This window comes from Amycolatopsis sp. NPDC051128 (assembly GCF_040682715.1).
In the GTDB taxonomy this organism is placed as follows: domain Bacteria; phylum Actinomycetota; class Actinomycetes; order Mycobacteriales; family Pseudonocardiaceae; genus Amycolatopsis.
On the sequence record NZ_JBFBBN010000038.1, the window covers coordinates 1 to 13,135 of the forward strand.

Here is a 13,135-nt window from a genome sequence, read left to right on the forward strand (position 1 = left end):
CATGTCCAGGAACGACTGACGGTTGCCGCCCTTGCCGGCACCGGCCGCGGGGGCCAGGCCCGCGTACTCCGCCACGACGCTGTCGGCGTAGGGCCTACGTGTGACCTGACTCACGCGTGCAGCAGGTCAGGGCTGGGACGCGTCGGTAGGGCGTGCATCCTCTGGGGAAGATCGTCGTCGCCGGACTGGCCTTGGTCGTCTTCGGCGGCACCGCCTACGGCTACGCAAACCTCCGTGCCCTCGACGAAGTTTCGCGCGACAACGTCATCGACGCCGGTGGCGAGGCGAAGCCGGGGGAGCACCCCGCCGACGGCTCGCTCGACGTCCTGCTCGTCGGACGGGACTCCCGGAGCGATCAGCAGGGCAGGCCGCTGCCGCCGGAAATGCTGCGTGAGCTGCGGGCCGGCGCCAACGGCGACGACCTCACCGACACCCTGATCGTGCTGCGGATCCCGAACGGCACCAAAGAGGTGAAAGCGTTTTCCATCCCCCGGGACAGCTACGTCTCGATGTCCGGCGGCAAGGGGAAGATCAACGGCGCGTTCGGGCGGGCGAAGGCCGGCGAGGCGCGCCGGCTGCGCACCGCGGGGGAGACCGACAAAGCGAAGATCGACAAGGCCGCCCTCACCGCTGGGCGGCGCGCGGCGCGGCAGGCGGTCGAAGACCTCACCGGCGTCAAGATCGACCACTACGCCGAAGTCAACCTGCTCAGCTTCTACGAGATCAGCAAGGCCATCGGCGGCGTCGACGTCTGCCTGAAGAAAGCCACGAAGGACGAGAACTCGGGCGCGGACTTCCAGGCCGGTCCCCAGCGCGTCTCGGGTGCGGACGCGCTCGCCTTCGTCCGGCAGCGCGACGGTCTCCCCGGGACCGACTTCGCCCGCGTCCGGCGGCAGCAGGTGTTCCTCGCCGGGCTGGCGCGGCAGGTGCTGTCGGCGGGCACGCTGGCCGACCCCGGGAAGCTCTCGGACCTCATCGACGCGGTGAAGCGCTCGGTGGTGCTGGACGATTCGTGGAATCTGCTCGACTTCGTCGCGCAGATGCGCGGGGTCAGCGGCGGTGGCATCCAGTTCGCGACGATCCCGGTCGTCAACCCGGACTACCGGTACAACCCGGACGACCGGCGGGCGACGGCGGTCCAGGTCGACCCGGCCGCGGTGAAGTCGTTCGCGGCGAGCCTGATCGGGACCGCGGCGCCGGCCGCCGCTCCGGTCATCGTCGACGTCGTCAACGCCGGCCCGCGTGAGGGGCTCGCGGCGAGCGTCGGCGAATTCCTGCGCGGCAAGGGGTTCACCCCCGGTACCCCCGGCGACACCGGTGCACGGCGGACGTCACTGGTCCGGTTCGGCGCCGACCTCAAGGAGCGCGGCGCCGAGGTCGCGAAGCTGCTGGGCGGGCTGACGACGCAGGAGTCGGCGGCGGTGCCGGCGGGGCACATCGAGGTCGTGCTCGGGACGGTGTACTCCGGCCCCGGCGTCGCGGGCGGTGGTGGGGCTCCCGCGGGGAACGCCGACGAGCCGATCACCTCGAACGGGGTCGTCTGCGTGAATTGATCGCGCGGGCGGCCGCGATCGATCATGGTCATTTCCACCCGGCTCCCGCGAAATGTGGGTCGGGATTTCCTTGATTTCCGCCCGGCCGGACCACGGTGGACCACCCGGGTCAGTGGTCTTGACGCTGCCGCACTGGTGAGGCAGGGTGCGGTGACCGGCGAGCGGCAGGACCGCGCGCCGGCCGGAAGGGTTCACCGGACCGGTGGCGACCCGGAAAGTCAATTTCAGGAAAAACGGAAAGTCCGGAATTTATGCGCAGCAGCATCGCCCGCGGGTGGTGGATCCTTCCGATACTCGCTTCGGCCGTCCTCTGCGCCGGGTGCCAGTCGGGGTCCGCTACGGCCCACTACCCCAACGCGATCGACGCCTGCCGGCTGCCCGGCCCGAACGCCCGGGACCAGCTCGCGCCGGGGACCGTCGAAATCCCGGCCGACGCCGTCAAGACCGCCGAGGCCAAGGTCGTGCCGCAGGACCGCGCCAGCGACGACAACGACCTCACCAGCTGCAAGCGCCTGTTCGCCCGCGACCTCGGCGGTGGGAAGCCCAACCTGCAGGACTACCGGGTCGTCACGATCGCCGTCGTGCGGTTCACCGGGTCCGACGGCGACCAGGCCGCCCTCAAGGCCAGCCAGCTCTTCACCGACGCGCTCGGCGACCACTCGGGCGTCCGGCTCGCCACCGGTGTCGGCGACGAGGCCGGGTTCTCCGAGGCGTGGGCCGCCGTGCGCACCGGGAACGTCGTGCTCGGCCTGGCCGTCGCCGACGGCGGCACCGAGGCTGCGCTGATCCCGCCCGCGACCCTCGACAACGTCCAAGCCGCGGTCACCGACATGGCGGGCACCCTGCAGCGGGACTTCAAGGGCTAAGTGGTTCGAGCCGCACCACGATGGCCTTCGACACCGGCGTGTTGGACTTGTCCGCCACGGAGTCCAGCGGCACCAGCGCGTTGGCCTCCGGGAAGTACGCCGCCGCGCAGCCGCGCGCCGTCGGGTAGGCGACGACCCGGAACGCCGGCGCGCGACGGTCCGGGTCGTCGCGCCACTCCGAGACCAGGTCCACGACGGCGCCGTCGGCCAGACCCAGCGCCGCCAGGTCGTCCGGGTTGACCAGCACCACGCGGCGGGCGTTCTCGATCCCGCGGTAGCGGTCCGACAGCCCGTAGATCGTGGTGTTGTACTGGTCGTGGCTGCGCATCGTCTGCAGCAGCAGCCTGCCGTCGGGCACGTGCGGGTACTCCAGCTCCGAGACCGTGAAGTTGCCCTTGCCGTTGGCGGTGCCGGTGAACTCGCGGGAGTCGCGCGGGGCGTGCGGCAGCACGAATCCGTCCGGCTCGCGGACCCGGCGGTTGTAGTCGGCGCAGCCCGGCACGACGCGGGAGATCCGGTCGCGGACCAGGTCGTAGTCGGTCTCGAACGTCCGCCACGGCACGGCGTGCCCGGCGCCGAAGAGCCGCTCCGCGAGCCGGCAGACGATCGCTACCTCGGAGAGCAGGTGCTCGCTCGCCGGCGCCAGCCGGCCGCGGGAGGTGTGCACCTGCGACATCGAGTCCTCGACTGTGACGAACTGCTCACCCGAGGCCTGGGTGTCCCGCTCGGTGCGGCCGAGCGTCGGCAGGATCAGCGCGGTGCGGCCGTGCACGACGTGCGACCGGTTCAGCTTCGTCGAGACGTGCACGGTGAGCGAACACGAGCCGAGTGCCTTCTCCGTCAGCTCCGAGTCCGGCGTCGCCGAGGCGAAGTTGCCGCCCACGGCGAAGAACACCTTGCCGCGGCCGTCGCGCATCGCGCGGATCGAGTCGACGGTGTCGAGGCCGTGCTCGCGCGGGACGTCGATGCCGAACTCGGCGGAGAGCGCGTCCAGGAACGACTGCGGCATCTTCTCCCAGATGCCCATCGTCCGGTCGCCCTGGACGTTCGAGTGGCCGCGGACCGGGCACAGGCCGGCGCCCGGCTTGCCGATCATCCCGCGCATCAGCGCCAGGTTCGCGATCTCCGAGATCGTCGGGACGGCGTGCTTGTGCTGGGTCAGGCCCATCGCCCAGCAGTAGATCGTGCGCCGCGAGGCCGCGATCATCCGCGCCACGCGCTCGATCTGCTCGCGCGGCAGGCCGGTCGCGCGCTCGACCTCCGGCCAGTCGATCTCCCGCAGGTGCTTCGCGTAGTCGTCGAAACCCTCGGTGGCCTGCTCGACGAACGCGCGGTCGATGATCGCGCCGGGCGCGTCGGCGTCCCACGTCAGCAGCAGGTGCCCGACGGCCTGGAACAGCGCGAGGTCGCCGCCGAGGCGGACCTGGGCGAACTCGTCGGCCAGCGGCGTGCCCTTGCCGACGAGGCCGCGGACGTTCTGCGGGTTCTTGAACCGCATCAGGCCGGCCTCGGGCAGCGGGTTCACCGCGATGATCTTCGCGCCGTTGCCCTTGGCCTCTTCCAGCGCGGAAAGCATCCGGGGATGGTTGGTGCCCGGGTTCTGCCCGACGACGACGATCAGGTCGGCCTTGTGGATGTCCGCGAGGCTCACCGAGCCCTTGCCGACGCCGGTGGTCGCCGACAGCGCCGCCCCGGAGGACTCGTGGCACATGTTGGAGCAGTCCGGCAGGTTGTTGGTGCCGAACGAGCGCACCAGCAGCTGGTAGAGGAACGCGGCTTCGTTGCTGGTGCGGCCCGAGGTGTAGAAGATCGCCTCGTTCGGGTCGGTCAGCGCCTGCAGCTCGCCCGCGACCAGCTCGAACGCGTCGTCCCAGGAGATCGGCTCGTAGTGCGTCGCGCCTTCGCGCAGCACGAACGGCTCGGTGATCCGGCCCTGCTGGCCCAGCCAGTAGTCGGTCTTCTTCTTGAGGTCGCCGATCGGATGCGCGGCGAAGAACTCCCGGCCCACACGCCGTTTCGTGGCTTCCTCGGCGACGGCCTTGGCGCCGTTCTCGCAGAACTCGGCCAGCTTGCGATGCTCGCCGTCGATCTCCCGGGGCTCCGGCCACGCGCAGCCGGGGCAGTCGAAGCCCTCGCGCTGGTTCAGCAGCCGCAGCGCCTTGATCGTCCGGCCGGTCCCCATCTGCTCGACGCTGCGCGCCAGCGACACGGCCACGCCGGGAATCCCGGCCGCCCAGCCCTTCGGCTTGCCCACCTCGAGGCGGGTCTCGTCCACGTCCTGCGACGGCGCTTCACGGGTCATGCGTTCATCGTGCGCCTCGACGACCACCGACGCGAACCAGGGGGTGGGTCTCAGTCCGGGCAGCCGTCGAGGGTCGGCACCGGGTACTTCGGGTCGTAGTAGCCCGGCGCGTCCCGGTCTCCGCCGGTGGCCGGGCCGGACGGCGGGTTCGCGTACCCGGGCGCCAGATAGCCCTCCTTGGCGGCGGCGCAGCCGACCGCCGAGACCGCGCTGCTGCCGCTGTCGAGCCAGAGCCCGTGGCTGGTCTTCGCGAAGCCGGAACCGCCGCGGACCACGAAGACCCGGTCCACGCGCACGAAGCTGACGATCTCGCTCGGGCTGGTCAGCGTCTCGGGATGGACCTGGTCGAAGGCGTAGGCGACGACGTACTTCGCGTCGACGGCCAGCTCGCCGGGCTTCTCGCCGGCGCGCGCGGTGAGCGTGCCGAACGTGCGGGGTCCCGCGTCGAGCAGGTGGTAGCCGTCGGCGATCTCGGTCAGGTACGAGGCGAAGCCGCCGTCGTCCTTCGACGGCTTCCGCGCGAGCACCGGGGCCAGCTGTTCGCGCTCGTCCGCGGCGAACAGCCGGAGGAAGGCCTGCGGATCGTGCCGGTAGAGCACGGCGGGGTCGAGCCCTGCGGCCACGATGGCCTGCTTGACCTGCGCGTAGGCGTCCGCGACCGCCTCGGCCTTGAAGGCGCCGACCGCGGCCGCGGCGGGCGAGGTGATGCCGTCGATGCCCTTCGGCCAGGTGTCGGCGGGAGTGTGCGCGAACGGCCGGGCCAGGTCGACGTGGGCGACGTCCGGCACCGAGGTCGGGTTCGGCGGCGCGGCGTCCTGGACCGGCGACCGGCGCCCGACCAGGACGATCGCCGTCGTCGTCACGCCGAGGATCGCCAGGAGCACGGCGAACACCCACCAGCGCCGCCGGGGCTTCCGGGCCGCGCGCCGCTGCTGCTTGCGGAACTGCTTGCGGTCCTTCTTCGACCCGAGCCAGGCGTCCTTCTGGGCGTGCTTGCGCCACTCCGGGTCCGCGAGGTCCGGGTGCGAATCGAGCAGGTTGTCCTCGTCCACGTGCTTCCCCCAAGGTCGACGACTGGTCATCGACAGCGGCGGACGAGCGTTACACGGCTAGCCGAACAGGAACAGCACGTCCTCGTTGACGCCGACGCCCTGGATCTGGTGCACGATGACGGCCGCCGCGACCAGGCCGGCCACGAGCAGCAGGGCCAGCACGCCCGGCCAGCGGCTTCGCCCCGGCTGCTGGTAGCCGCCCGTGCGGCGCTCACGCTTGCGGCGCTTCTTCAGGTCCTTCTTCGCGCCCAGCCAGGCGTCCCGCTGGGCGTGCTTCTGCCAGTCCGGGTTCATCAGGTCCGGGTGCGTCTCGAGGCGCCGGTCGTCCGGATCCTGCGGCTGCTGAGGCTCTGCCATCCCGAGTGCCTTCCCCCTGGGTGACCCGCCGTGACGGGTTCGTAGACTTGTCCATTGTGACCGAGAACGCTCCGCAGCAGACCACCGACCTTCCGGGTGCCTGGGACCCGGCCGCCGAGGAAGCACCGATGTACGACCGCTGGGTAGCGGCCGGGTACTTCACGGCCGACGCCTCGTCGGGGAAGCCGCCGTTCTCGATCGTACTGCCGCCACCGAACGTCACCGGTTCGCTGCACATGGGGCACGCCCTCAACCACACCCTGATGGACGCGATGAGCCGCCGCCGTCGCATGCAGGGCTACGAGGTGCTGTGGCTGCCGGGCATGGACCACGCGGGCATCGCGACCCAGAACGTCGTCGAGCGGCAGCTGGCCGGCGAGGGCCTTTCGCGCCACGACCTGGGCCGCGAGAAGTTCGTCGAGCGCGTCTGGGAGTGGAAGGCCGAGTACGGCGGCAAGATCCTCGGCCAGATGAAGCGCCTCGGTGACGGCGTCGACTGGTCCCGCGAGCGGTTCACCATGGACGAGAACCTGTCCAAGGCCGTCCAGACGGTGTTCAAGAACTTCTACGACGCGGGCCTGATCTACCGCGCCGAGCGGATCATCAACTGGTGCCCGCGCTGCCAGACGGCGCTGTCGGACATCGAGGTCGACCACAACGACGACGACGGCGAGCTCGTCTCGATCCGCTACGGCGACGGCGACAACGCGATCGTGGTGGCCACCACCCGCGCCGAGACGATGCTGGGCGACACCGCGGTCGCCGTCCACCCGGACGACGAGCGGTACGCGCACCTGGTCGGCACCGAGGTCGAGCTGCCGCTCACCGGCCGCCGCATCCCGATCGTGGCCGACGAGCACGTCGACCCGGCGTTCGGCACCGGTGCGGTCAAGGTCACCCCGGCGCACGACCCCAACGACTTCGAGATCGGCAGGCGGCACGACCTGCCGATGCTGACGATCATGAACGAGCGCGCCGAAATCACGGTGAAGGGGCCGTTCGAGGGCCTGGACCGGTTCGAGGCGCGGCCCGCGGTGGTCGCGGCGCTGCGTGAACTGGGCCGGATCGTCGCCGAGAAGCGGCCGTACGTGCACGCCGTCGGGCACTGCTCGCGGTGCGACACGGTCGTCGAGCCGCGGCTGTCGCTGCAGTGGTGGGTCAAGGTCGCGGAGCTGGCCAAGCTGGCCGGCGACGCGGTCCGCGACGGCCGGACGAAGATCCACCCGCCGGAGCTGGGCAAGCGGTACTTCGACTGGGTCGACAACATGCACGACTGGACGATTTCGCGCCAGCTGTGGTGGGGGCACCGGATCCCGGTCTTCTACGGCCCCGACGGCGAGGTCGTCTGCGTCGGCCCGGACGAGCGGCCGCCGTCGGGTGACGGCTGGACGCAGGACCCGGACGTGCTGGACACCTGGTTCTCCTCCGGCCTGTGGCCGATGTCGACGCTGGGCTGGCCTTCTTCGTCCGACGATCTGGCGAAGTTCTATCCGACCAGTGTTCTGTCGACCGGTTACGACATCCTGTTCTTCTGGGTCGTCCGGATGATGATGTTCGGCGTGCACCAGATGGACGGCAAGCCGCCGTTCGACCACGTCTACCTGCACGGTCTCATCCGCGACGCGCAGGGCAAGAAGATGTCCAAGTCGCGCGGCAACGTGATCGACCCGCTCGAGTGGATGGACGCCTACGGCGCCGACGCCACCCGGTTCACCCTGGCCCGCGGCGCGAACCCGGGTGCGGACATGGCGCTGGCCGACGAGTGGGCGGCCGGTTCCCGCAACTTCTGCACGAAGCTGTGGAACGCCACGAAGTTCGCGATGATGAACGGGGCTTCGGTGGCTTCGCCGCTGCCTTCTTCGTCGGAGCTGACGGAGGCGGACCGCTGGATCCTCGGCCGCCTCGGCGCGCTCGTGTCCGAAGTGGACGTCCTGTTCGAGGACTTCCAGTTCGCGAAGGTGGCGGGCGCGCTCTACCAGTTCACCTGGAACGAGCTGTGCGACTGGTACCTGGAGCTGGCGAAGGTCCAGCTGTACCAAGGGGATTCCTCGCGGGTTTCGTCGACGCGGGCGGTGCTGGGCCACGTGCTGGACACGGTGCTGCGGTTGCTGCACCCGTTCATCCCGTTCATCACGGAGAAGCTCTGGACGGCGCTCACCGGCGGCGAGTCGCTGGTGGTCGCCGCCTGGCCGGTGCCTTTCGAGGGCTACGCGGATTCTTCGGCCGACGCCCGCATCGCGGACGTCCAGAAGCTGGTGACGGAGATCCGCCGCTTCCGCGCGGACCAGGGCCTGAAGCCGGGCCAGAAGGTGGCGGCCCGCCTAGCGGGTTACGCGGGTGGCCACGAGCCGGCGATCCGTTCGCTCGTCCGGCTGACCGAGCCCGAAGAGGGCTTCGCGGCGAGCGCGTCGCTGGAGGTGGCTCTGGCGGACGCCGTGGTGACGGTGGAACTGGACCTCTCGGGAACGGTCGACGTGGCGGCCGAGCGCAAGAGGCTGGAGAAGGACCTGGCGGCGGCCCGGAAGGAGCTGACCCAGACGGAGGCGAAGCTCGGCAACGAGGCATTCATCGCGAAGGCCCCGGAGCAGGTCGTGGCCAAGATCAAGGCCCGCAAGGAAACGGCGGTCGCGGACATCGACCGCATCACCGCGCGCCTGGCGGCGCTCCCGGCTTCCTGAGAAGTAGACGACGGCCCGGCACTTTCCCGTGAAAGTGCCGGGCTTTCGTTTCGCGGCCGTCAGCGCGCCGCGGCACCGGCCAGTGTTTCCTTGAACTCCGCCAAGCTGATGCAGGAAGCGTCGATGAGCCAGCCGAGGTACGCCACCGAGTCGTCCTTGGTCTCCCGGAACGATTCGATGCCCTCGTAGATCAAAGTGACGCCGTAGCCTCGGTTGTAGGCGTCGACGGACGTGAAGCGGAGGCACACGTCGGCCGAGTAGCCGACGATGTACAGGTGTTCACAGCCGGTGCCGCGGAGGACGTCGTCGAGGTTGGTGTTGTAGAAGCCACTGAACCGCCGCTTCTCGACCACGAGGTCGTGGGGTTTGACGACGAGGTTGTCGACCACCTGAGCCAGGTCGCCGTCCTGAACCAGGTTCGAACACCAGCTTTGGCTGTCGTGCTGCCACGCTCGAGGCCAGTCGACGCGATCTTCACGGTAGCGCGTCACCACATGAATGACCGGCAGGTCGGCCTGCCTGCCGATGTCGACGATCTCGCTGCAGTGTTTCGCCAAAGCCTGCTCGTCCACCTGCGGGTTCTCTTCAAAGAAGAACTTCTGCATATCGATGACGACCAGTCCGCTCTTCTTCATCGTAGAACACACTTTCTGTCGTTGTGTCTTCTTATGGCTGAAGCAAGGATCTGAAGAGTGGGATCCAGAAGGTTGAGGAGTGCGATGGATTGCTTTGGGGCGAGCTCCTTCCGGTCGCCGAACGGGCATTCCTGTTCGAAGTTCAGGTTGAGTACGCCTACCGCGCGTGCGGGATCTTCCTCTGGGGTGAGGACGGCGATCGCCAGCAGTGAGGCGAACGAGCATTCTTCTCGCCAGTAGTCGTACCGCTGTTCGACTTCTTTCAGCACTCTCGGTGGGAGATTGTATTCGGGACCTTCGTAGAGACCCTGAAATGACGATATGTAGTCCAGGCCGCAGGAGATGAACGCATTCGCACTGCCGCGCCAAGGGGTGTTGTTCACCTTGATCGGTATGATCGTCGGCGGGCCGGTTCGTCGTGTGCTGCTGAACAGAACCTGGAGCCCGCCATCGTAGGTCACCCCGTCGATCAACCGGCGGGAAGATTTGGTTTCCTCCGGTTGGACCGGGATCATCACGTCGAGCCAGCCGAGGTGGGTGCAACCCAGCTTCTTGATCAGAGCGGCGAGTGATACGAGCAGATCTTCGATCTCTCGCTGGCGGAACGTCCCGCTGGTGACCGTTTCAAGATGACATTGGACGCATCGAAGGTATTCCCCGGAGATCAGCTCGAGTATCCCGCCGGGGTCGGCGATATCATTCTCGGTCTGCGAGATCGCAAGCCCGGCGTTGTTGTCCCGTGCGCTGTGTAGATATCTGAGTGATATTCTTTCTTCCGGCGTCATCGCCTGGAAGTCGGTGAAGTCGAGAAGCGTGCACGGCTCAGTGTCGTAGAGTTGCGCCAGAATCGAAAGAGTCTTGTGGGTGGGTTTGACTCCGCCGTTGGGCCACGCTTCGTAGTCGCATATCCGTTTGCCGGACATGGGTGCTCGGGGACTGCCGAGGACGCGGTTGTAGTGACCGGCTGCTTCGTCTTGGGTCCAGCCGTGCGCGTGTCGCCAAGCTTGCCGCGGACGATAACCCCAGCGGGTGGCGAACTCGCGTGCCACCTGCTCGATGGGGGAGCCCGCCCGGCTCATCTGGCGCCGTAGCTGTTCGCGCGCGGATCTTGTACAGTGCTGATCATCCCTCATGCGTGACCGGCTCAGGGTGCTCGGCGACGCGCCGGCGAGTTCCTTGCCCGGGCCTCTGGTGTGGGGCGCACACGCATCACCCTTCCTGCATGGGGTGTCTGACGACACTACCGGCGGCCGTGCGCTGCCGGTACCCAGCATTGGGGCTAAATCCAGGGTTGCCGGGCGTTTTCGCAGTTCGGGCGTCCGCCGAGTGGCAAACGAAAACTCCTCAGAACTGGCCGTGCGACTTGGAACGGCGAAGGTGCATCGTGGAGATCCGCTGGCGGGTAACGCGCGAAGCGCGCTTTGGGAGGTTTCGATGAGTAGCACGCTGGTTGTCCTGCTGCCCCTGGTGATCGCGTTCTGGGCGGGTCGACTGTATCAATGGGTTCGGGATGCGAGAAACGTACTCAGGTCGGGGCGGTACGCAGGAAACGGAAGGAAATGAACTCGCTGTCACCGTGGTGCGGAGCTGATTCGCTCGAGTGGGGTGTGGTCCCTGCCAATGGTCGGGCGAGGCGGTGACTGACAGCATGTATCGGGACTCGCTCGGGCCGGCGTCGGCTGTGGTGGCATCGGGTCGACCTGGGGTTGTGCTGATGCGCCCGGTGGCAGCTGCTCGCTCGAACTGATGAACCTGTGGGTCGCCTTGCACACGCACCTCCCGAAGCCCGCGTCAGCTCTAGGTCGTGCGAAGAGTCGATTCGGTTACATGATCGGACAGCGAGAGCGCGCCGGACGAGTCGTCGCGCGACGGCGTCGCCTCGGATGATTGCCGGGCAGTGTTGCCGTCGGGCACCCAGGGCTCAGCCGGCTTCGGTCGCCCGCGCGGCTTCGATCAGGGCCACCAGTTCCGGGGTCACCCGCCGGTCCGCGGGCGTCGCCAGGTACGCCCGCATCCGCGGTGAAGGATTCTTCAAGGGCCGGAACACCACGCCCGGTGCCGGCAGCAGGTTGGCGTGCGCCCGGTAGAACACCGTCCAGTGTGGACGGCCGAAACCGAGCGTGCCCAGCGTGTCCTGTGCGGTGGTGAACTCCTTGCCCAGCAGAGGCTCGAACCCCGCCTCCCGGCACGACGCGAGCACCAGCTCGTACAACGGCCGGTTCCGCTCCGGCGAACTCAGCCGGGCCGGGAGGGTGGCCAGATCCGCGAACGAAACAACCTCGGCGGAAGCCAGCGGGTGGGCGGCGGGCAGCGCCACCAGCACCTCGTCCGTCCACAAGGGAGTTAAGTCGAGGCCTGAAGAAGGCCACCTGCCGCGGACGATGGTCGCGTCGAGGGAGCCGTCCCGCACGCGCTGCAGGCGCTGGGCCGTCGGCGCGTGCACCAGCTCCAGCTGTGCCTCCGGCAGCAGCCGCGTGAACGAGCGCAGGAGGCGGTCCAGCCGGTCGCCGAGGCCTTCGCTCGTGCCCAGCCGCACCGAGGCCGCGGGGGCGCGGAACTCCGTCACCGAATCCGCCGCGCGGTCCGCCGCCGCGAGCACCGCCCGCGCGTGCGGCAGGAACCGCTGCCCGGCTTCGGTGAGCGACACACTGCGCGTGGTCCGGCCGAACAGCGAGACGCCCAGCTCCCGCTCCAGCCGCCGCACCTGCTGGCTCACCGCCGGCTGGACGATGTGCAGCCGCTCGGCCGCGCGCCCGAAGTGCAGCTCCTCCGCGACCGCGAGGAAGTACCGCAGCTGTCTCAGCTCCACAGCGACCCCATTCATCAGCTTTCGTGATGAGTGTAGGAGCGGGCCGCTCATTGGCGCACGGCCGTCCGAAAGGTTGGCTCAAGGGCGGAAAGCGAAAGGAAAACGCATGCCCTACCTGGACGTCCGCGGTATCCGCCTCCACTACGAAGACGCCGGCGCCGGCCCGGCGCTGCTGTTCCTGCACGGCTGGGGGAGCAGCGGCCGCGTCTGGCGGTCGTGCCTGCCCGACCTCGTCCGCGACCACCGCGTCGTCACCCTCGACTGGCGCGGTTGCGGCCGCTCGGACCACCCGGCCGACGGCAACACCATCGACGGCGTCGCCGCCGACGTCGCCGCCGTGATCGAAGCGCTGGAGATCCACCCCACCGTCGTCGGGTCCTCGATCGGCGGGGTCTTTGCCACCGAGCTGGCCCTGGCCCGCCCCGATCTGGTCGAGCGAGTGGTCGCCGTGGACAGCCCCGGCTACTGGCCGGGCACCGGCATGCGCGAAACGGTGCACAGCCTGCGGGAACGCCTCGTCGACGACCGCGTCGGCACCATCTCCGGCTGGGTGCCGGGCTGGTTCGGCCCGCGCGCCGCGCCCGGGCTGGTCGACTGGACCGTCCGCCAGCTGCTCGACTCGGGCGTCTACATCGACGAACTGTTCACCGAGGCGACGACGTACGACCCGCGCCCGCGGCTCGGGAAGCTGACCGTGCCGATCGACTACCTGCACGGCGAGCTGGACGCCCAGATCCCCCTGGAAGTCCCGCGCGCGTGCGCGGCGGTCACGCCCGGTGCCCGCGTGCACGTCATCGCCGGCTGCGGGCACATCCCGCACCAGGAAGACCCCCGCGCGTTCACCGCCGCGCTGCGGACCATCGCCGCCTGAAGGAGACGAATT

Annotated in this window: 10 protein-coding genes; 4 read left to right on the forward strand and 6 right to left on the reverse strand. The window is 69.1% G+C overall.

The annotated features are described in order from the left end of the window. The first annotated feature begins 152 nt into the window (after positions 1-152). On the forward strand, positions 153-1,553 hold the full coding sequence (locus AB0M82_RS31260) for an LCP family protein (RefSeq protein WP_364729510.1): 1,401 nt from the start codon (positions 153-155) through the stop codon (positions 1,551-1,553). Between the two features lie 251 nt (positions 1,554-1,804). After that, positions 1,805-2,419 carry a hypothetical protein gene (locus AB0M82_RS31265; protein ID WP_364729513.1) on the forward strand — a complete coding sequence of 205 codons (615 nt, stop codon included), beginning with the start codon at positions 1,805-1,807 and terminating at the stop codon, positions 2,417-2,419. On the opposite strand, the gene AB0M82_RS31270 is transcribed toward AB0M82_RS31265, so the two are convergent. From AB0M82_RS31270 to AB0M82_RS31280, 3 genes are read right to left on the reverse strand one after another with little or no spacing between them, the layout of a single operon-like run. After that, complete coding sequence (locus AB0M82_RS31270; RefSeq protein ID WP_364729516.1) at positions 2,409-4,721, reverse strand: FdhF/YdeP family oxidoreductase; 2,313 nt, start codon at positions 4,719-4,721, stop codon at positions 2,409-2,411. The genes AB0M82_RS31265 and AB0M82_RS31270 overlap by 11 nt on opposite strands. Positions 4,722-4,771: 50 nt before the next feature. Beyond that, positions 4,772-5,773: a hypothetical protein gene (locus tag AB0M82_RS31275; protein WP_364729519.1), complete on the reverse strand. Its 1,002-nt coding sequence runs from the start codon at positions 5,771-5,773 to the stop codon at positions 4,772-4,774. 57 nt (positions 5,774-5,830) lie between these two features. Continuing rightward, positions 5,831-6,130: a hypothetical protein gene (locus AB0M82_RS31280; protein WP_364729522.1), complete on the reverse strand. Its 300-nt coding sequence runs from the start codon at positions 6,128-6,130 to the stop codon at positions 5,831-5,833. Between the two features lie 56 nt (positions 6,131-6,186). Here AB0M82_RS31280 and AB0M82_RS31285 point away from each other — a divergent pair, with 56 nt between their 5' ends. Then, positions 6,187-8,808 carry a valine--tRNA ligase gene (locus AB0M82_RS31285; RefSeq protein WP_364729525.1) on the forward strand — a complete coding sequence of 874 codons (2,622 nt, stop codon included), beginning with the start codon at positions 6,187-6,189 and terminating at the stop codon, positions 8,806-8,808. A gap of 59 nt (positions 8,809-8,867) precedes the next feature. On the opposite strand, the gene AB0M82_RS31290 is transcribed toward AB0M82_RS31285, so the two are convergent. From AB0M82_RS31290 to AB0M82_RS31300, 3 genes are all read right to left on the reverse strand, one after another. Then, positions 8,868-9,443, reverse strand: coding sequence for an isochorismatase family cysteine hydrolase (locus tag AB0M82_RS31290; RefSeq protein ID WP_364729528.1), 576 nt, complete (start codon positions 9,441-9,443; stop codon positions 8,868-8,870). Next, entirely contained in the window at positions 9,440-10,492 is a 1,053-nt protein-coding gene (locus AB0M82_RS31295; protein WP_364729531.1) for a hypothetical protein, read from the reverse strand. Before AB0M82_RS31295 ends, AB0M82_RS31290 begins: the two co-directional genes overlap by 4 nt. Before the next feature lie 872 nt (positions 10,493-11,364). Further along, complete coding sequence (locus AB0M82_RS31300) at positions 11,365-12,252, reverse strand: LysR family transcriptional regulator (RefSeq protein ID WP_364729534.1); 888 nt, start codon at positions 12,250-12,252, stop codon at positions 11,365-11,367. A 106-nt stretch (positions 12,253-12,358) separates the two neighbouring features. Between AB0M82_RS31300 and AB0M82_RS31305 the strand changes: the two genes are divergently transcribed. After that, positions 12,359-13,123, forward strand: a complete 765-nt coding sequence (locus AB0M82_RS31305; protein ID WP_364729537.1) for an alpha/beta hydrolase — start codon at positions 12,359-12,361, stop codon at positions 13,121-13,123. Positions 13,124-13,135 lie beyond the last annotated feature (12 nt).